We start from the raw sequence: 21206 nt of genomic DNA, 5'->3' as shown, positions 1-21206 counted from the left end.
CTCGACCTCAGTCGTTGGTCACCGCCTCGATCTCCGCCAAGGAGGTAAGGCCTCGCCTCACCTTGATCAGTCCCGCCCGCCGCAAATCGACCATGCCTTCCTGCTTGGCCAGGTCGGCGATATCCACCGCAGTGCCGTTCTTCATGATCAGCCGCGTCATCGCGTCGCTGATCGGCATCACTTCATAAATCCCGGTTCTGCCCTTGTAACCGGTGTTGCGGCACTCTTCGCAGCCGACCGGACCATAAGGATGCCAGCTGCCATCCAGCTCCTCTTTGCGGAAGCCGGCATGCAACAGCGCCTCATCGGGAATTTCCACCGGTTTCTTGCAATGGCTGCATAAGCGGCGCGCCAGCCGCTGCGCCATGATCAGCAGCACCGAACTGGCGATATTGAACGGCGCCACTCCCATATTCAACATCCGGGTCAGCGTCGCCGGCGCGTTATTGGTGTGCAGGGTGGAGAACACCATATGCCCGGTCTGTGCCGCTTTGATGGCGATGTCGGCGGTTTCGAAATCGCGGATCTCGCCCACCATGATCACATCCGGATCCTGCCGCAGAAACGCCTTCAACGCGAACGCGAAGGTCAGGCCGGCCTTTTCATTGACATTGACCTGATTGATGCCCGGCAAATTGATTTCCACCGGGTCTTCCGCGGTGGCGATGTTGAGGTCCGGCTTGTTCAAGATATTCAAACAGGTATACAAGGACACCGTCTTGCCGCTGCCGGTAGGCCCGGTCACCAGCACCATGCCGTAAGGCCGGGCGATGGCCGACAGCAGCAAAGCCTTCTGCTCGGGCTCGAAGCCCAGCTGCTCGATATCCAGAGAAGCGGCCGACGAGTCCAGGATACGCATCACGATTTTCTCGCCGAACAGCGTAGGCAAGGTGCTGACCCGGAAATCGATGGCCCGGCTCTTGGACAACACCAGCTTCAGCCGGCCATCCTGCGGCACGCGCTTTTCCGAAATATCGAGCTTGGAGATCACCTTGATGCGCGAAGCGATTTTTTCCTTCAACAATAGCGGCGGCTGCGCCACCTCTTTCAAGACGCCATCCACCCGATAACGGATGCGGTAATACTTCTCATAGGGCTCAAAATGGATGTCGGACGCGCCGCCGGCGATCGCGTCCAGCAGCATCTTGTGGATGAACTTCACGACCGGCGCGTCATCGACCTCCACCTGCGGTCCGGAGTCGACCTGCGCATCCGGATCGGCGAATTCGAGATCGCCGAAGTCCTCGTTTTCCAACTCCTTCAGCGCCGATGTGGAGTTGTCCTGGTAACGGCCCAGCACCTTGGACAGCTTGTCGTCCTCCACCACCACGATTTCCACGGTCAGTCCCGTCTTGAACGTAATGGCATGGTAGGCCGAAGTCTGGGTAGGATCAGAAGTGCCGATATACAGTTTATTGCCGCGCTTCAGCAAGGGCAGCAAACGGCGGCTGGCGATCAGATCGTCATCCACCAAGCCCTTGGGCAACTGATCCACATCCAGCGAAGACATATCGAGCAAGGGATAGCCGAAAATGCGCGAAGCGAACATGGCGATCTCTTGCGCCGTCATCTTCTTGCTGAGAATCAGCTGCTCGACAAAGCTGACATTGCCGGCCGCGGCATGGCGCTGAATGGCGTCCGCCTCTTGCTGAGGCAGCGCGTTATGTTGTATCAGGGCCCTGCCCAGGCCGGAAATCCCTGCCGAAGCTTCCATATGCGAAACCGGTTCCGTTTTGACGTTGTAGTCACGATCGTGCGCAGGCTTTGACATCATTATATGCGAAATACCGCCCCTTCCCCGGAGCAATACCAAAGCGAGCAAACCTTCGACCGCGCGCAGGGCTCAATAAAAAAGGGCTGCCAAAGCAGCCCTCTTGCATCGTTGCCAGAAACGATCAGAAGCGGTGGATCAGACCCAGGCCGAAGGTGCTTTCGCTAGCAGCGCCGTCAGCCTTCCAGTTCACGTGCCCGTAAGAGGTATACACGTCAGTGCGCTTGGAGAGCGCATAATCCAGACTCAACACGAACTGGTCGTAGCCGCTCTTGTTGATGTTGGTGCCATTCAGAGAAACATCGTAACCCTTAACATACGACAGGTAAGGCGTGAAGGAACCGAAGGTGTAGCCACCAGTCAGCGCGAGCTCCTTGGTCTTCATCAGGAGGGAATTCACTGCCGCTTGGGCCTGGGCCGTCGTGGCAAAAGTGCCATTATTTACCAAGTTATTAACAACAGCGTTGTTTACAGCAGTACCCACTGTGCCATTGTAGAACGGGCTGAAGCCATAACCGCGGACTTGTTGATAGCCCAAAGCCAAGTAGATATTGTTGGCGTTGTAGCCGCCTTCAAAACGATGCCAGTCCTTGTTGCCGCCGACCAGATTCGAATCGCCCCAGCTGCCGTAGTTGTACTTGCCGAAATAACCCGAGTTTTCGTAGCTCAGGCCAATGTTGGAGAACTGGTTATTGGTGCGAGTGCCAGCGACGGTAGTGCGGTTTTCATCAAGCGCCCACAGAACTGCCATGCTGAAACCGCCCCAGTTGGCGCTGTCATAACGGATAGCGTTGTTATGACGGCCATCCAGACGAGTGAACATGCCCAGACCGCCGACGCTTTCGTCGCTGTATGAACCCGGGTCTACCTGTTCCATGTCGGAGTTGGCATAGTCAGACAGACGACCCAAACGGACCTTGCCCCACGAATCGCCGGCCAGACCGACGAAAGTATCGCGAGTGCCAAGGCCATCGCTGGACGCGGCATTTTTGTTGCCGTTGGTGCCATCCATATGCAAGCGGCTTTCCACCTGCCAGATCGCCTTCAGGCCATTGCCGACATCTTCGCTGCCCTTGAAGCCAATGCTGGAGGTCCAGTCATTGACTTGGACGCCGCTTCTCGGGCTTTTATTGCCATCCAGACCCAAGGAAGAGCTGTAGGTCTTGTTGTCTTCGATACCAGCCTTGATGGTGCCGTAGATGGTCACGTCCGCCATGGCGGCTGCAGGCAGGGCGGCCAATGCCAAGGCGATAAGCTTCTTGTTCATTGCAAATCCTTTCAAGTCAGTTGATTTTGTCCTGTTGGCTGAGCCCGGACATTTATGTGTCGGCGATATGTTCCGCCGATCGCTGTAGCCAATATAAGACTGACGTTGCAAAAAAACAAAGCCTAGGCGGGCCGCTCCTATGAAAACTCTCCCAAAAAACAACAGGATTTCGGCAAAACCAGCTGAAACCCTTATTCCATATGACTCCTCGCATTTGCAAAAACGCAACACCAAAACCAGAATTGTTTCACTTATACAACACAAAAATGACTACACCATAAACAAACAGCCCTGCGGGCCGAAGCCGACAGAGCTGCTTGAGACGCTGCGCGCCCTCCACCACAGTGAAGAGACCCGCAACTTCAGATGCCGCGCAAGCGTATTACTTGGTTGCCACAGGCTTGGCCGTGGGTTTAGCCGCAGGCGCGGCTGCCGGCGCGCCGCCGCTCACAGCCAAATCCTTGCGCAGCTTTTCCAGCGTCTTGTCGCCGATGCCGGAGACTTTCTTCAGATCGTCCACCGTTTTGAACGGGCCGTTCTTGGTCCGGTAATCGACGATGGCCTTGGCTTTGGCCGGGCCTATGCCCTTCAACGCTTCCAATTGCTGCTGCGTGGCGGTATTGAGATTGACCGCGGCCAGGGCGAAATTGCACAACAACATCAAGGCGGCGAAAACAGATAGCAGTTTTTTCACGGAAAGACTCCTTGCGAGGATGCTTTGCAAACGGTTTTAGAGAAAAACGCTTATGCGGCGCCTTAGCGCTGCAGCACTAATTCTAAAACCACCTTGCTGCCCACGTATGCCAGCATCAGGGACAGGAAGCCGGCCAGAGTCCAACGGATCGCCACCTTGCCGCGCCACCCCCGCAAACGACGGCCCAGCAGCAAGGCGGCGAAAATCAGCCAGGAGAGCACGCTGAACACGGTTTTGTGGGTGAGCGCCGCAGCCTTGCCGAACACCTCCTCGGAAAAGGTCACGCCCGTCACCAGCGTCAGCGTCAGCAGCAAAAAGCCCACCGCGATGACCTGGAACATCATTTTTTCCAGCGTCAGCAAAGGCGGCAGCTGCTTGGCCAGCATCGACACTCTTCTATGGTGCAAGGCACGCTCCAGGATCAGCATCAACACCGCGATCAGCGCGCCGATGGCGAACAGGCTGTAGGCCAGCATGGAAACCAGGATGTGCAGCACGAAAGCCGGATTGGACAGATCGCTGACCATATGATGGCCGGGAAAGGCAATGGCGAAGGCCAGCGCAGCCATCGCCAGCGGCATCATGAACAGCTGCAGCCCTTCCACTTTATAAAAGAAGCTGCAGGTCCAGTAGATCATCAGCATGATCCACACCATCACGCCCAGCGCGTGCCCCACCCCCAGCGACAAACCGCCGCTGGCGCTGAGCGGCGCCACCACCACCACGGCCTGCACCAGGAGCAGCAAGCCAAGCAGGCCATGCTCCAGCCTGGGATTGCGTGGCCAGCGGGCCACGCCCTTCCAATTGGCCAGGTAGTGCCAGGTAAAGGCCCCGTAGGACAGGATCAGGAACAGCGAGAGAACGAGCAGGAGGCTGGTCATGTTTTTTATGTCATCAAATCCGGGCGCTGACCCGGCGGCTCGTGGTAAAATCGACAGTTTGAGAGTCTACACCAAGCTGCCGTGTCGGTGGCAGAGAGTAAGGACAGCACATGCTAGACAACCTGACCAGCCGCCTGTCCGGCGTGATGAAAACCCTGCGCGGCAACGCGCGGCTGACCGAATCCAACATCCAGGACGCGATGCGCGAAGTGCGCATGGCGCTGCTGGAAGCCGACGTGGCGCTGCCCGTCATCAAAACCTTCATCGCCCAGGTGAAAGAGCGCGCGCTGGGCCAGGACGTGATGGGCAGCCTCACCCCGGGCCAAGCGCTGGTGGGCGTCGTCAACGAAGAACTCGTCAAGCTGATGGGCGAGAAGAACGACGAGCTCAACCTGGCCGCCGTGCCGCCCGCCATCGTGCTGATGGCCGGCCTGCAGGGCGCGGGTAAAACCACCACCGTCGGCAAACTGGCCAAAAGGCTGAAGGAAACCCAGAAGAAGAAGGTGCTGGTGGTCTCGGCCGACGTTTATCGTCCCGCCGCCATCGAGCAGCTGAAGCTGCTGGCCTCGCAAGTGGGCGTGGAATGGTTCCCATCCGACGAGAAGCAAAAGCCGGTCGACATCGCCCGCGCCGCGCTGGACCACGCCCGCCGCCATTTCTTCGACGTGCTGATGGTCGACACTGCCGGCCGTCTCGCCATCGACGAAGCGATGATGGAGGAGATCAAGGCGCTGCATGCCGCCATCAATCCGGTGGAAACGCTGTTCGTGGTGGACGCGATGCAGGGCCAGGACGCGGTCAACACCGCCAAGGCCTTCAACGAGGCGCTGCCGCTGACCGGCGTCATCCTCACCAAGATGGACGGCGATTCGCGCGGCGGCGCCGCGCTGTCGGTGCGACACGTCACCGGCAAGCCTATCAAGTTCATCGGCGTGGGCGAAAAAGTCGCCGCCATCGAGCCCTTCCACCCGGACCGCATCGCCAGCCGCATCCTGGGCATGGGCGACGTGCTGTCGCTGATTGAGGAAGTCCAGAAGGGCATCGATCACAAAGAAGCCGAGGCGATGGCCAAGAAGTTGAAATCCGGCAAGGGTTTCGACCTGGAAGACTTCAAGGCCCAGATGCAGCAGATGAAGAAAATGGGCGGCATGTCCAATCTGCTGGAAAAAATGCCGGGACAGATCGGCCAGATGGCCAAGGGCATCCAGGGCGCCGAGGCGGAAAAATCGATGCGCCGCATCGAAGGCATTATCAACTCGATGACGATGGACGAGCGCCGCAAGCCCGAATTGATCAAGGCCAGCCGCAAGCGCCGCATCGCCGCCGGCTCCGGCGTGACCGTGCAGGAAGTGAATCGCCTGCTGGCCCAGTTCGAGCAGATGCAGAAAATGATGAAGCAGTTCTCGTCCAAGGGTGGGATGATGAAAATGATGCGCGGCATGAAGGGCATGATGCCCGGCATGTAAGCGGAAACAACGGGCGCCAGTCGCCCGTTTCTTTTGAGATGAAGACAAGAAGCCGGCAATGCGGCGCGAAAGCGCTACATTGATTAAGGAGTCGCGCCGGCCGCGTCGCCAGGATTGTTTGTATTGCAACCCGCCGCTGTTTGGCAAATCACGTTTGGAAATACCCCGCATGAATCTGACTACGTTGACCGCCCTCTCCCCGCTGGATGGCCGCTACGCCGGCCAGGTGGAAGGCCTGCGCAACCTGTTCTCCGAGTTCGGTCTGATGAAGTGCCGCGTCAAGGTGGAGCTGGAATGGCTGAAGATGCTGGCCGCCGAGCCGGGCATCGAGGAAGTCAAACCCTTCTCCGACGCCACCATCCGCGAAATCGACGACGTGATCGCCAACTTCAGCGTCGAGCACGGCGAAGAAGTGAAGGCCATCGAGGTTCGCACCAATCACGACGTCAAGGCCATCGAGTACTGGCTGAAGGAACGGCTGTCCGGCAACCCGGAAGTCATGGCCGCCGGCGAGTTCATCCACTTCGCCTGCACCTCCGAAGACATCAACAACCTCAGCCACGCGCTGATGCTGAAGAGCGCGCGCAACACCGTGCTGCTGCCGGCGCTGGACGAGGTCATCCACAAGCTGCAGAAGCTGTCGCATGAGCTCGCCGACATGCCGATGATGTGCCGCACCCACGGCCAGCCGGCCACTCCGTCCACCATGGGCAAGGAATTGGCCAACACGGTTTACCGGCTGAAGCGCCAGCGCGAGCAGCTGGTGCACCAGGAAATCCTGGGCAAGATCAACGGCGCCGTCGGCAATTACAACGCGCACCTGGCGGCCTACCCGGACATCGACTGGGAAAGCCTGTGCGGCCGCTTCGTCACCGGCCTGGGCCTCACTTTCAACCCCTACACCATCCAGATCGAGCCGCACGACTACATGGCCGAGCTGTACCAGGTGATGAGCCGCGTCAACACCATCCTGATCGACCTGAACCGCGACATCTGGGGCTATATCTCGCTGGGCTACTTCAAGCAGAAGGTGAAGAAGGACGAAGTGGGCAGCTCCACCATGCCGCACAAGGTCAACCCGATCGACTTCGAGAACGCCGAAGGCAATCTGGGCATGGCCAACGCCATCATGGGCCACCTGGCCGAAAAGCTGCCGATCTCCCGCTGGCAGCGCGACCTGACCGACTCCACCGTGCTGCGCAATATGGGCGTCGGTTTCGGCTATACCCTGCTTGGCCTCAAGTCCTGCCTGAAGGGCCTGAACAAGCTGGAAATCAATCCGGCCCAGATCGCCGCCGAACTGGACAACGCCTGGGAACTGTTGGCCGAGCCGGTGCAAACCGTGATGCGCCGCCACGGCATCGCCAATCCTTACGAGCAGCTCAAAGAGCTGACCCGCGGCAAGGGCGGCATCACCCGCGAGACGCTGCACGCCTTCATCAAGAGCCTGGAGCTGCCGGAAGCGGTCAAGGCCGGCATGCTGGAGATGACGCCGTCCAACTACGTGGGCAAGGCCGCCGAACTGGCGCGCCGCGTCTAAGTAACCAGTAAATCTGCCTTTGCGACGCCGCCAGCCTCTGGCGGCGTTTTTTATTGCCTAAACTGGGTCAAGATAGCCTCACTAGCAGCCGGATGCGGATAGCGCAACGCAAAATTTAGTGGTCAAAACGGCAATTGCCCCTGACAATGTAGTGTGAATAACACCAAAAAATACGCAACACGTCTTGCTGCAGATAGAAACCGTGAACTGCCTTCAGCACAACCTCCCGGTAACAGGGAACTTTGTTGAAAGAATGGATGATCATGCAATCAATGTACGACCAATCCGAGCACACCCCTGCCACCGATGACGAACTCGCCGCCGCTCAGCAGCCGACTACCCGACAGTTGCTCAACCTGAACGAGCGCAGCCAGCCCGGGCTGTACCAGTTTTTCATCGAACACGACACCAACCGCATCCTGCAACACCTGGACACGCTGCGCGGCATCGCCTTCTCACGCGAGAACGAAGATGACCAGGACGGCCCCAGCGAAAAGCCTTTCCCTTCAGTTTGCCTGATAGGACTGGGCCGCTGCGGTTCGAATATCGCTCTGGATGTGGCCACCCTGGTCTACAACGCGCGCAAGTTTTACCTCAATGAATTCAACGGCGACGATAAAACCACGCCGGAACAGGAACAACGACCCAAGCGCTGGATCCGCCGCAACCTGCTGTCGCAGCACAAGAGCGCCAAACCCGCGTTCCTGATCGAACCCATGGTCATGCTCGGCGACCTGGACAAGGACATCAAGGGCCGCATCCGCTTTTCGCGCCGCGGCGAGCAAGGCCAGGGCGACTTCCTCAACAACTACAACAAGATGAAGATCATGGACCTGGCCGAGGTCCATGCTGGCGGCGCCGGCAACGCCCCCATCCTGGGCCAGTATCTGGCCAAGATCATCCTGAACAAAGACACGGTCAGCTTCTCCGATCCGGAATGGGCGCTGATCCATTCCTATCTGGTCGACTCCTGCGGCATCAAGGCCAACCAGTCGCGGCTGTATTTCTACATTTTCAGCGCCGGCGGCGGCACCGGCTCGGGCATGGCTTCGGAATTCGGCCTGGCCCAGCAATACGCCTATATGAGCAAGACCTTCGAAACCCGCGGCGACGGCAAGCCGGGGCAGGAGGGAGACGGCTACGGCTTCGTGTTCGAGCCCATCTTCACCAGCGGCATCTGCATCCTGCCCAATATCTCGGGCCAGCATGCCGAAGGCTCGGAAGCGCTGCACATCAATGCCGGCCGCCTGCTGTGCAAATACCTGTCCGAGGAGTGGGACTTCTCCTACAACTTCGACAATGAGGAAGCCGGCGCCGAAAGCGTGATGCGCCGCATCCGGCCGTGGAACGCGATGATGCTGATCTCCAACGACATCATGCGCTACGCCGAGGAAAGCGAAGGCGGCAATATCGAGCACCTGGACGTGAACGCGATGGAGCGCCACGCCAACCAGTACATCTCGCAGCAGATATTCAACATCCTGACCGCGCAGGCCGTCACCAGCGACTACGACGAAAACTACTTCCTGCGCGCCGGCATCGACATGGGCGAAACCATACGGCTGGACGCCAACGATCTGTTCATGAGCCTGGCCGGCCCGGTGGCGGTGGCTTACGCCGAATCGGTGGTGTCGGACCCGCTGGGCTCGGACGGTTTCGTCAATAAGCTGGATATCGACGATCTGTTCTACCGCTCCATCGACCTGCCGCACTTCAATCAGCAAACCCAGGCAATCGAAGGCATCAGCCTGCTGCCGATAGAATCCGCCAGCTACCGCGCGGCGCTGGAGGAATACAAGCAGTCGGGCTACTCGGCAGACAAGCTCAATCAGATGTTCTTCTTCCAGAACTGCTCGTCGGTAGTGGCCATCCTGTCGCTGCCCAAAGGCTACAAGCTGTCCTATCTGGACCTGAACCGGCTGAAACGGCATTTGAATGACCTGTTCCCCAGCACCACGCTGAAGCGCTACGCGCTGGTGATAGGCGCGTCCACCAATCTGTCCTTGACCACGCTGGTGGCCAAGAGCCCCTGCCTCAGCGACGATTTCCTGACCCTGATCGTGTCCTTCATCAAGCGCTGCTTCGCCCACGGCAACCACCGTTACGACGACAGCCTGGACAACGCCATCCTGGACCTGATCACGGCGGAAAACTTCGACGAGACGGTGTTGGAACGACTGCTGAACGAGTACGAGAACCCGGCTAAGATTCTCGATACCAACTGGTTCGCGATCAAGCCGATGTACGAGAAGAAGTACCGCGAGCTGATCCGCGACAACAAGAAATTCGTGTCGATCAACGACATCCGCCTCACGCGCCAGCATGTGCAGAAGGCGGTGTGCTATCTGCGCGAGATCTACCGCCACCGCATCGGCAAGACCCGCGTGGTGTCGCTCAACAGCTACGCGCGCAAGCGCGGCTAAGCCTTACTCGCGCCCGCCTGGCAGCCCCGCCCCGCATTCCGCGCGGCGGGGTTTTTACTAGGCCAGATAGTAAAGTAGATTATTTTTTCATTGCGCTCAGAATCATTGTCAACGGCATAGCCGCTCCCTAGTTAATCCACAGTAACGTCTCCAGCCCGCGCGCGGCCTCGTCAAAATGCTTGCCATAGCAATCATTAACAAAGCCGCCCCGCCTCCCGCTGCGATTCGCTCCTCGCTCGCCCGTTTGCTGGCATAAGCTGCAACAAGCGCTGGTAAAAAGAGCAGATTTCTAGCCCAAGCTTTCGCGCCGGCAGGCCGCGCAAGCCGCAACCCCGAAGAGAGGCAAGTCCTACCCTATGTGGATTGTCGAAACGGCCCTGAAAAGGCCCTATACCTTCATCGTGATGGCCATCCTGATCTTGCTGGCCACCCCACTGGCGATCATGCGCACGCCGGTGGACGTGCTGCCGGAAATCGACATTCCGGTGATCAGCGTGATCTGGGGCTATGGCGGCCTGTCGCCGCAACTGATGGCCGACCGCATCACCCAGACGCACGAACGCACGCTCACCACCACCGTCAACGATATCGAGCATATCGAGTCGCAATCGCTGAACGGCATCGCCATCATCAAGATTTTCTTCCAGCCCAACGTCAACATCCAGACCGCCATCGCCCAGGTGGTGTCGGTGTCGCAGGCGGTGGTCAAACAGATGCCGCCCGGCGCCACGCCGCCCTTGATCATCAAGTACACCGCCTCCAGCGTGCCGGTGGTGCAATTGGGGCTGTCCAGCAAAACCATGTCGGAACAGGACGTATTCGACGCGGCGATCAACCAGATGCGGCCGCAGCTGGTGACCATACCCGGCATCGCCATCACCTATCCCTATGGCGGCAAGGTAAGGCTGCTGTCGGTCGACCTGGACACCCATGCCATCGCCGCCAAAGGCTTGACGCCGGCCGACGTGGTCAATGCCGTCAACGCGCAAAACCTGACCCTACCCGCCGGCACCGCCAAGATTGGCGACACCGAGTACAACGTCTCGCTCAACGGCTCGCCCGACAGCATCGCCGGGCTGAACAACATCCCGGTGAAGACGGCGAACGGCGCCACCGTGTTCCTGCGCGAAGTGGCGCACGTGCGCGACGGTTTCTCGCCGCAGACCAATATCGTCAAGCAGAACGGCCAGCGCGGCCTGATGATGTCGATCTACAAGAACGGCGGCGCGTCCACGCTGGACGTGGTGAACCACTTGAAGGAAAAGCTGCCCGGCGTGCTGCCGCTGCTGCCCAAGGACATCCATGTCAGCCTGCTGGCCGATCAGTCGGTGTTCGTCAAAACCGCAGTGGAGGGCGTGATCCATGAAGCGCTGGTGGCCGCCGTCCTGACCGCGGTGATGCTGCTGCTGTTCCTCGGCAACTGGCGCACCACCTCCATCATCGCCGTCTCCATCCCGCTGTCCATCTTCACCGCCATCGTCGCGCTGCACGCCATAGGCGAAACCATCAATGTGATGACGCTGGGCGGCCTGGCGCTGGCGGTGGGCATTCTGGTGGACGACGCCACGGTAACGATAGAGAACATCGAGCGCCACCTGCACATGGGTTCGGCGCTGTACACCGCCATTCTGGACGGCGCCGGCGAGATCGCCGTGCCGGCCTTCGTCTCCACCTTGTGCATCTGCATCGTGTTCGTGCCGATGTTCTTTCTGGAAGGCGTGGCGCGCTATCTGTTCGTGCCCATGGCCGAGGCCGTGGTGTTCGCCATGCTGGCATCCTATGTGCTGTCGCGGACCCTGGTGCCGACGCTGGCGCTGATGCTGATGGGCCATCGCCATCGCTCCGGCCGGATAGAACACTGGATCCACCATGTGCATGAGCGCTTCAACGCCCGGTTTGAAAGCCTGCGCGAAGTGTATGTCCATCTGCTCAGCCATCTGCTCACCCACCGCAAGCCGTTCATGGCCGGCTTCCTGATCTTCTGCCTGGCCTCTTGCGGACTGTATCTGCTGCTGGGCCGCGACCTGTTCCCCGAGGTGGACACCGGCCAGATCAAGCTGCATGCGCGCGCGCCCACCGGCACCCGCATCGAGGACACCGCCATCCTGGCCGACCAGGTGGACGCGGCCATCCGCCAGATCATCCCGGCCAAGGACCTGGACGGGCTGATCGACAATATCGGCCTGCCCTATAGCGGCATCAACCTGTCCTACAGCAACTCCGGCACCATAGGCACGCTGGACGACGAAGTGCTGATTTCGCTGAAGCCCGGCCACGCGCCCAGCGCCGACTACATCGCCGAGCTGTCGCGCAAGCTGTCGCCTCGCTTCCCCGGCGTGGAATTCTTCTTCCAGCCGGCCGACATCATCACCCAGATTCTGAACTTCGGCTCGCCGGCCGCCATCGATGTGCAGATTTTCGGCAAGAACCTGAAGGAAAACGCCGCCTTCGCCGGCCGTCTGCTCAGCCGCATCCAGGCCATCCCCGGCGCGGCAGACGCGCATGTGCACCAGCGGTTGGACACGCCATCCATCAAACTGGACATGGACCGCGCCCGCCTGCAGGGCATGGGCATCGCGCCGTTCGACGTGGCGCAGAACCTGCTGCTGCCCTTGTCCGGCAGCCAGCAAACCCAGCCGGCCTTCTGGCTCAATCCGGCCAACAGCATCGTCTACACCATGCAGGCGCAGGCGCCGCAGTATCGCATCAGCACCCTGGATCAACTGATGCAGCTGCCGATCAACGCGCCGGGCAGCCATGGCAAGGGCGAACAGACGCTGGGCAATCTGGTTAAGGCCAGCCCCGGCCGCGAAGCCGCCATCGTCACCCGCTACAACATCCTGCCCTCCATCGATATCTACGCCAGCCCGCGCGGCCGCGATCTGGGCTCGGTGGCGGCGGACATCCAGAAGGTAATCAACGAGGAGCAGGCCCATCTGCCCAAGGGCAGCCATATCGGCATGCGCGGCCAGGTGGAAACCATGCGCTCCTCCTACCTGGGACTGGGGGTCGGCATTCTCGGCGCCATCGTGCTGGTTTACCTGCTGATCGTGGTGAATTTCCAGTCCTGGCTGGACCCCTTCATCATCGTCAGCGCCCTGCCCGCCGCGCTGGCCGGCATCGCCTGGATGCTGATCGTCACCGGCACGGACTTGTCGGTGCCGGCGCTGACCGGCGCCATCATGACCATGGGCGTGGCCACCGCCAACAGCATTCTGGTGGTCTCCTTCGCCCGGCAGCGGATGCATGAAGGGCTGACCGCGCTGTCCGCCGCGCTGGAGGCCGGCGCCACCCGGCTGCGCCCGGTGCTGATGACCGCGCTGGCGATGATCATAGGCATGATTCCGATGGCCATCGGCATTGGCGAAGGTTCCGAGCAGAACGCGCCCTTGGGCCGCGCCGTGATCGGCGGCCTGTTGTTCGCCACCGTCTCCACCCTGCTGTTCGTACCGGTGGTGTTCGCCACCTTCCACCGCTATCTGGAAAAACGCAAACAAGCGGAAGCGGCCGATGACGCCCAGACTTCCGCACAGGACGCATGACATGACTGACCACCGCCACGCCCACCAGGGCCTGCCCGATCTGCATCTGCACCATGTCCGCCGCGGCGCGGTGGTGCGCAAGGCCCGCATCGCCGCCGTCGTCGCCGTCGCGCTGCTGGCTGTCGGCCTGGGCCGCACGCTGTTCATGCGCCATGCCGAAGCCGCGGCGCTGGAACAGGAAGCCGCGCGCAACGCCGTGCTTTCCGTCAATGTGGTGCTGCCCAGCCAGGGCCGCGGCGACGCCGCCCTCACCCTGCCCGCCACGCTGCAAGGCATGGCCGAGGCGCAGATCTACGCCCGCACCAGCGGTTATATCAAGCGCTGGTACAAGGACATCGGCCAGCCGGTGAAAAAGGGAGAACTGCTGGCCGAACTGGACATACCGGACATCGACAAGCAAGCGCAGGAAGCGCGGGCCAATTTCGAACTGGCCAAAACCGCTTACCTGCGCTGGAAAACGCTGCGCGCGCAGGACGCCGTGTCGCAGCAGGAATTCGACGAGAAGGAAACCGCCTACAAGCAGACGGAAGCCGAGTTGAAACGGCTGCGCGACTTGCAGGACTTCGCCCGCGTGAGCGCGCCTTTCGACGGCATCGTCACCCGCCGCAATATCGATACCGGCAGCCTGGTCAACGCCGGCAACGGCGGCGCGCCGCAAGCGCTGTTCGCCACCGCGCAGATCGACAAGCTGCACCTGTACGCCTATGTGCCGCAAGGCCAGGCCGCCGCCATCCATATCGGCTCGCCGGTGAAGGTCACCCGCCAGGAGGCGCCGGATCAAGCGGTGTCCGGCAAGGTGGTCCGCACCGCCGGCGCGCTGGATGCCGCCACCCGCACGCTGCAGGTGGAAGTGATGCTGGCCAACGCCGATCACGGCCTGATGCCCGGCCAGTATGTAGACGTGTCCTTCAAGCTGCCGCGCGGCCAGACGCTGACCCTGCCCACCAACGCGCTGCAATTCGGCGCCAAGGGCAGCCGCGTGGCCCTGGTCGGCGCCGACAGCAAGGTTCATCTGCAAACCGTCGCCGTCGGCACCGACTTTGGCCACGAAGTGGAAATCCGCGCCGGCCTGAAAACCGACGACAAGGTCATCATCAATCCGCCGGACTCGATCTACGACGGCCAAAAGGTGGCCATCGTGCCCATGGCCAAGGGAGCGTGACGACATGCGAGCATGGAGCCTGCCCCTGATCGCGGCGCTGGCCGGCTGCGCCGTCGGCCCCGATTATCAACGTCCCGCCAGCGAACTGCCGGCGCAATGGAAAAGCGAGGCCGGCTGGCTGCCCGCCGCGCCCGCCGACGCGCAAGCCAAGCGCGACTGGTGGCGCATGTTCGGCGATGAGGAGCTGAACCGGCTGGAAGCCGCCACGCTGCAGAACAGCCCCTCGCTGCAACTGGCGCTGGCCAAGCTGGACCAGGCGCAGGCGCAAAGCCGCATCCACAGCGCGGCCGCCTTGCCATCCGCTAGCCTGGGGGTGGCGGATTCCCGCAGCCGCACCTCCGCCGACCGCCCGCTGTCCAGCTATGGCACGCGTAACAACAGCATTGTGCAAAGCGACCTCAAGCCCATGCTCAGCGTCAGCTACGAACTGGACTGGCTGGGCCGGGTGCGCCGCGATATCGAAAGCGCGCGCGCCAGCGCCGAACAAGCCGCCGCCGATAGCGCCAATGTCGAATTGCTGCTCACCGCCCAATTGGCCAGCGCCTATCTGCAATTGCGCCAAGAGGACGAGGAAATCCGGCTGCTGGACGGCATCCTGGGCGCGCAGCAGCGGGTGCTGGACCTGACCCGCATCCGTCATCGCGAAGGATTGGCCTCGGCGGCCGACGAGTCGCAGCAGGCCGCCGCTGTCGCCGCCAGCCGCGCCCAGCGCGAACTATTGGTCAATCAGCGCCGCGCGGGCGAAGACCTGCTGGCGACGCTCAGCGGCGCGCCGGCGGCCGCATTCCGGCTGGCGGCCGGCGCCTTGCCCGCGACCCTGCCCACCGCCCCTGCCGGCGCGCCCAGCGATCTGTTGCAGCGCCGGCCGGACATCGCCTCCGCCGAGCGCGCCATGGCCGCGGCCAATGCCCAGATCGGCGTCGCCAAAGCCGCTTATTTTCCGCAGCTGACGCTGACGCCGGCCTATATCGGCAGCGAGTCTACCGGCCTCGCCGGCTTGTTCTCGACGCCGGCCCTGATCTGGGGCCTTGGCCTGCAAGCCACCCAGACCCTGTTCGACAACGGCAAGACCCGCGCCACGGTAAGCTACGCCGAAGCCGGCTACCGCACCGCGCTGGCCAGCTATCGCCAGACGGTGCTGCAAGCGGTGCAGGAAACCCAGGATGCGCTGAATACCCTGCACGGACTGGAGGATGCGCGCCGCCAGCAAGCCGAAGCCGTGCGCCAGCAAGATCAAGCTTACGCTATCAGCCAATTGCGCCACCGCGAGGGATTGGACAGCGGCCTGACGCTGGCCGCGGCGCAGCAAGCCCAGCTAAGCGCGCATCGGGCCGATGTCCAACTGCGCGGCAGCCAACTAGTCGCTTCGGTCAGCCTGCTCAAGGCGCTGGGCGGCGGCTGGCAACAAAATGCCGCCTCCAGCAAATAGTCGCCAATCAGACTAAGCAAGTAAAAACAAAACTGCTACAACTAACAGGACAAGGCGGCAGGCGCAGCGCCGCCTTGCCTGCCGCAGCAGCCTGGCCTTCATCACCATCGACCCTTCTTTTCTTCACGCCAGACTCCCCGGCACAGCGCGCGGCGCGACAAAGCCACGACCTGAGCATGGTCATTACCAGCTCATAGGAGTAGCATAAAAAAATAGCGAAATGGAAAAATCTGGCATTTTAGATATCTGACAACTCCGCTCGGAGTTCGGATGCCGGGAGGAGATGGACGATGCAAGTCACCCGACGTCAGCTGTTCAAGCTGACCGCGGCGCAGCTGGGCGCTTCCAGCCTGGTCGCCATGGGCTTCGCGCCGCAGCAGGCGCTGGCCGAAGTTCGCCAGTTCAAATTATTGGGCGCGCGCGAAACCCGCAATACCTGTACCTACTGTTCCGTCGGCTGCGGCCTGATCCTGTATGGCTTGGGCGACGGCGCCAAAAACGCGCGCGGCGAGATTTATCATATCGAAGGCGACCCGGACCACCCGGTCAGCCGCGGCTCGCTCTGTCCCAAAGGCGCCGGCTTGCTGGACTTCATCCACAGCCCCAAGCGGCTGAAATACCCGGAAGTGCGCGAGCCCGGCAGCAGCGAGTGGAAACGCGTCAGCTGGGATGAGGCGGTCAGCCGCATCGCCCGCCTGATGAAAGACGACCGCGACGCCAACATCCTAGAGAAAAACGACGCCGGCACGCCGCTCAACCGCTGGCTGACTACGGCGATGCTGACCGCCTCGGCCGGCTCCAACGAAACCGGCATTCTGTCGCAGAAATTCCTCCGCAGCCTGGGCATCGTCGCCACCGACGCCCAGGCCCGAGTCTGCCACGGCCCGACCGTGTCGGCCCTGGCCTCCACCTTCGGCCGCGGCGCGATGACCAACAGCTGGGTAGACATCAAGAACGCCGACTTCATCCTGGTGATGGGCGGCAACGCCGCCGAGGCCCACCCGGTGGGCTTCAAGTGGGCGATAGAGGCGAAGAAGACCCGCGGCACCCGGCTGATCGTAGTGGATCCTCGCTACAACCGCACCGCCTCGGTGTCCGATCTCTACCTGCCTATCCGCGTCGGTTCGGACATTGCCTTTCTGGGCGGCGTGATCAACTGGCTGATCAAAAACGACAAGATCCACTGGGACTACGTCAAGGCCTACACCAACGCCGCGCTGATCGTCCGCGACGACTACCATTTCGACGAAGGCCTGTTCTCCGGCTTCGACGCCGCCAAGAGCAAGTATGACAAAGCCAGCTGGAACTACGAGCTGGGCGACGACGGCTACGCAAAGACCGACCCCACGCTGCAACACCCGCGCTGCGTCTGGCAGCTGTTGAAGCAGCACTACTCGCGCTACACGCCGGAAATGGTCAACACCATCTGCGGCACGCCGGTGGAAGGCTTTTTGCAGGTGTGCAAGGAGCTGGGCGAAACCGCCCGCCCGGACCGGGCCGGCACCATCCTGTACGCGCTGGGCTGGACCCAGCACACCACCGGCTCGCAGAACATCCGCACCATGGCGATGATCCAATTGCTGCTGGGCAACATCGGCATGCCCGGCGGCGGCGTCAACGCGCTGCGCGGCCACTCCAACATCCAGGGCCTGTCCGACCTGGGGCTGCTTTCCACCCAGTTGCCTGGCTACCTGACGCTGCCGAACGAGAAAGACCACCCGGATCTGGCAAGCTATCTGGCCAAGACCACGCCCAAGACCCTGCAGGCAAACCAGTTCAACTACTGGAGCAACACCCCCAAGTTCTTCGTCAGCCTGATGAAATGGATGTGGGGCGACAATGCCGGCAAGGACAATGACTGGGGCTATGGCTGGCTGCCCAAATGGGACAAGATGTACGACGTGCTGCACATGGCCGAGCTGATGTACCAGGGCAAGATGAACGGCTTCATCGTGCAGGGCTTCAACCCGCTGGCCAGCTTCCCCGACGCCGCCAAGGTGACCGAGGCCTTCTCCAAGCTCAAGTACATGGTGATCATCGACCCGATCGCCACCGAAACCTCCACCTTCTGGCAGAACCACGGCGAGGCGCACGACGTCGACCCTTCCAAGATCCAGACCACGGTGTTCCGGCTGCCGTCCACCTGTTTCGCCGAAGAAGACGGCTCCATCGTCAATTCCGCGCGCTGGCTGCAATGGCACTGGAAAGGCGCCGAGCCACCGGGCGAAGCCAGAGGCGACAACGAGATCATCGGCGAATTGTTCGTCGCGCTGCGCGAGCTCTACCGCAAGGAAGGCGGCAAGCTGGCCGAGCCCATCCTCAAAACCAACTGGCCTTACCGCAATCCCAAAGCGCCGACGCCGAGCGAGCTGGCGATGGAGATGAACGGCAAGGCGCTGGCCGATCTGCCCGACCCGGCCGACCCCAGCAAAACCTTGGTGAAGAAGGGCGAGCAGATTCCGGGCTTCGCCGTGCTGCAGGACGATGGCCGCACCATGAGCGCCTGCTGGATCTTCGCCGGCTGTTGGACCCAGGCCGGCAACCAGATGGCGCGCCGCGACAACACCGACACCGGCCTCGGCAACACGCCGGGCTGGTCGTGGTCGTGGCCGGCCAACCGCCGCATCCTCTACAACCGCGCCTCCTGTGATCCGTCTGGCAAGCCTTGGGACCCGAAACGCAAGCTGATCAGCTGGAACGGCGAAAAATGGGTGGGCGCGGACGTGCCGGACTTCAAGATCGACGCCGCGCCGGACTCCGGCATGCAGCCCTTCATCATGAACCCGGAAGGCGTGGGCCGGCTGTTCTGCGCCGACAAACTGGTGGACGGCCCCTTCCCCGAGCACTACGAGCCGATGGAAAGCCCCATCGGCACCAATCCGCTGCACCCTAAAGTTGTCTCCAGTCCGGCGGTGCGGCTGTTCGACAGCGACAAAAAGCGGCTGGGCACCCATAAAGATTTCCCCTACGTCGGGACGACTTACCGCCTGACCGAGCACTTCCAGTTCTGGACCAAGTCGGTGCTGCTCAACGCCATCGCCCAGCCCGAGCAATTCGTCGAGATCGGCGAGGCGCTGGCCCGCGAGAAAGGCATCGTCCAGGGCGATATGGTCAAGGTCAGCTCCAACCGCGGCTTCGTCAAAGCCAAGGCGGTGGTCACCAAGCGCTTGATGGCGTTGAAGGTCAACGGCCAGACCGTGCACCAGATCGGCATTCCGCTGCACTGGGGCTGGGAGGGCGTGGCGCGGCCGGGTTATCTGACCAACTCGCTGCCGCCCGCAGTCGGCGATTGCAACACCCAGACGCCCGAGTACAAGGCCTTCCTGGTCAAACTGGAAAAACTATAAGGAGCCCCGGCCATGCCACTGCAATCCCTGGACATCAAGCACCGCTCCGCCAGCCCGACCGAAAGCCCCAAGGTCCGCCAGACGCTGGAAGTGGCGAAGCTGATCGACACCTCCACCTGCATAGGCTGCAAGGCCTGCCAGGTGGCCTGTTCCGAGTGGAACGACATCCGCGAGGAAGTCGGCCACAACATCGGCGTCTACGACAACCCCACCGACCTGTCCGCCAAGGCGTGGACGGTGATGCGCTTCGCCGAAGAAGAAAGCAACGGCAAGCTGGAATGGCTGATCCGCAAGGACGGCTGCATGCACTGCGCCGACCCCGGCTGTTTGAAAGCCTGTCCCTCGCCGGGCGCCATCGTGCAGTACAGCAACGGCATCGTCGATTTCCACCAGGAAAACTGCATAGGCTGCGGCTATTGCATCGCCGGCTGTCCCTTCAATATTCCGCGCATCAGCAAGGAGGACAACAAGGCCTACAAGTGCACGCTGTGCTCGGACCGCGTCGCCGTCGGCCTGGAGCCCGCCTGCGTCAAAACCTGTCCCACCGGGGCCATTCAATTCGGCTCCAAGGAAGACATGAAGGAAGTGGCGGCGGAACGGGTAGCGGACTTGCAGCGGCGCGGTTATCAACACGCCGGCCTGTATGACCCGCAAGGCGTCGGCGGCACCCATGTGATGTACGTGCTGCACCACGCCGACAAGCCGGAGCAGTATTCCGGCCTGCCCAATAATCCGGAAATCAGCCCCACCGTGCAGCTGTGGAAGGGCTGGCTCAAACCGCTGGCGACGATAGGCATCGCCGCCGCCGGCCTGTTCGGCTTCCTGCACTACATCAGCGTCGGCCCCAATCGCGCCGATGACGAAGAAGACGAGGCGGCAAGCCGCGAGGAGAACAAGCGATGAAGGAAAAACTGCTGCAACGCTACGGCGTGGCGGAGCGGATTAACCATTGGATCGTCGCCATCTGCTTCGTGCTGCTGGCGCTGTCCGGCCTGGCGCTGTTCTACCCGGCCTTCTTCTGGCTGACCGGCGTGTTCGGCACGCCGCAGCTGGCGCGCATGGTGCACCCCTTCGTCGGCGTGCTGATGTTCCTGGGCTTCTTCCGCCAGTTTTTCCGTTACTGGCGGCGCAATCTGATCAACGGCCAGGACATCAAGTGGATGCTGGCGGTGAAGGACGTGCTGCGCGGCCATGAGACCGTGGAAGTGGGCAAGTACAACGGCGGCCAGAAGGCGATGTTCTGGATCATGACCCTATGCGTGGGAACCATGCTGGTCACCGGCATCATCGCCTGGCGCCAGTATTTTTCCATTTACTTTCCCATCCCGGTAATCCGCTTGGCGCTGCTGCTGCACGCCTGGGCGGCCACCGCGCTGATCGCCAGCATCATCGTCCACGTCTACGCCGCGCTGTGGGTGAAGGGCACGATCAGGGCGATGGTGGAGGGCGTGGTCACCCATGCCTGGGCCAAGAAGCACCATCCGGGCTGGTATAAGGAAATGATGGGGAAGAAATAGCGAGTGTCCGCTGCGCGGACGACATGTTTAGGTGCCGGTTCCGCCCGGCAGACGGGCCAGGGGCTGAGCGGCCAGCCCTGTCGCTGAGCGAATCGAAGATTCGCACGCAGAGGCAATCCCTGGCCGCCCCAACAGCCCGCGAAACCCCGACACAAAAAACGGCTGGC

13 protein-coding genes are annotated in these 21206 nt (G+C 61.6%); 9 read left to right on the top strand and 4 right to left on the bottom strand.

What is annotated here, in order from left to right; all coding sequences use genetic code 11:
* Positions 1 to 7: 7 nt before the first annotated feature.
* The 4 genes from pilB to NKT35_RS11900 all read right to left on the bottom strand — a co-directional run bounded on the left by pilB (position 8) and on the right by NKT35_RS11900 (position 4613).
* Positions 8 to 1714: a type IV-A pilus assembly ATPase PilB gene (gene pilB / locus NKT35_RS11915; RefSeq protein ID WP_254293178.1), complete on the bottom strand. Its 1707-nt coding sequence runs from the start codon at positions 1712 to 1714 to the stop codon at positions 8 to 10.
* Positions 1715 to 1895: 181 nt separating this feature from the next.
* Positions 1896 to 3038 carry a porin gene (locus tag NKT35_RS11910; RefSeq protein WP_254293176.1) on the bottom strand — a complete coding sequence of 381 codons (1143 nt, stop codon included), beginning with the start codon at positions 3036 to 3038 and terminating at the stop codon, positions 1896 to 1898.
* Between the two features lie 382 nt (positions 3039 to 3420).
* Positions 3421 to 3699, bottom strand: a complete 279-nt coding sequence (locus tag NKT35_RS11905; RefSeq protein WP_371926504.1) for a ComEA family DNA-binding protein — start codon at positions 3697 to 3699, stop codon at positions 3421 to 3423.
* A gap of 95 nt (positions 3700 to 3794) precedes the next feature.
* Positions 3795 to 4613, bottom strand: a complete 819-nt coding sequence (locus NKT35_RS11900; protein ID WP_254293172.1) for a cytochrome C assembly family protein — start codon at positions 4611 to 4613, stop codon at positions 3795 to 3797.
* A 110-nt stretch (positions 4614 to 4723) separates the two neighbouring features.
* Between NKT35_RS11900 and ffh the strand changes: the two genes are divergently transcribed.
* From ffh to NKT35_RS11855, 9 genes are all read left to right on the top strand, one after another.
* On the top strand, positions 4724 to 6079 hold the full coding sequence (ffh, locus tag NKT35_RS11895; protein WP_254293170.1) for a signal recognition particle protein: 1356 nt from the start codon (positions 4724 to 4726) through the stop codon (positions 6077 to 6079).
* A gap of 169 nt (positions 6080 to 6248) precedes the next feature.
* Entirely contained in the window at positions 6249 to 7619 is a 1371-nt protein-coding gene (purB, locus tag NKT35_RS11890; RefSeq protein WP_254293168.1) for an adenylosuccinate lyase, read from the top strand.
* Between the two features lie 263 nt (positions 7620 to 7882).
* Positions 7883 to 10042 carry a hypothetical protein gene (locus NKT35_RS11885; RefSeq protein ID WP_505190917.1) on the top strand — a complete coding sequence of 720 codons (2160 nt, stop codon included), beginning with the start codon at positions 7883 to 7885 and terminating at the stop codon, positions 10040 to 10042.
* Positions 10043 to 10398: 356 nt separating this feature from the next.
* Positions 10399 to 13584, top strand: coding sequence for an efflux RND transporter permease subunit (locus NKT35_RS11880; RefSeq protein WP_254293163.1), 3186 nt, complete (start codon positions 10399 to 10401; stop codon positions 13582 to 13584).
* A gap of 1 nt (position 13585) precedes the next feature.
* A complete protein-coding gene (locus NKT35_RS11875) occupies positions 13586 to 14746 on the top strand; it encodes an efflux RND transporter periplasmic adaptor subunit (protein ID WP_254293161.1) in 1161 nt (386 codons plus the stop codon).
* A gap of 4 nt (positions 14747 to 14750) precedes the next feature.
* A complete protein-coding gene (locus tag NKT35_RS11870) occupies positions 14751 to 16175 on the top strand; it encodes an efflux transporter outer membrane subunit (RefSeq protein ID WP_254293159.1) in 1425 nt (474 codons plus the stop codon).
* Between the two features lie 290 nt (positions 16176 to 16465).
* Positions 16466 to 19522, top strand: a complete 3057-nt coding sequence (fdnG, locus tag NKT35_RS11865; RefSeq protein ID WP_254293157.1) for a formate dehydrogenase-N subunit alpha — start codon at positions 16466 to 16468, stop codon at positions 19520 to 19522.
* Positions 19523 to 19534: 12 nt separating this feature from the next.
* The gene (fdxH, locus tag NKT35_RS11860) at positions 19535 to 20425 is read left to right on the top strand and encodes a formate dehydrogenase subunit beta (RefSeq protein WP_254293155.1); all 891 of its coding nucleotides are present in this window, start codon (positions 19535 to 19537) and stop codon (positions 20423 to 20425) included.
* Positions 20422 to 21039, top strand: coding sequence for a formate dehydrogenase subunit gamma (locus NKT35_RS11855; protein WP_254293153.1), 618 nt, complete (start codon positions 20422 to 20424; stop codon positions 21037 to 21039). The genes fdxH and NKT35_RS11855 overlap by 4 nt, the downstream gene beginning before the upstream one ends.
* Positions 21040 to 21206 lie beyond the last annotated feature (167 nt).

It is taken from the genome of Chromobacterium sp. IIBBL 290-4 (assembly GCF_024207115.1).
Taxonomy (GTDB): Bacteria; Pseudomonadota; Gammaproteobacteria; order Burkholderiales; family Chromobacteriaceae; genus Chromobacterium.
The sequence above is the reverse complement of the archived record's forward strand: the minus strand, read 5'-3'. Positions and strand labels throughout refer to the sequence as shown.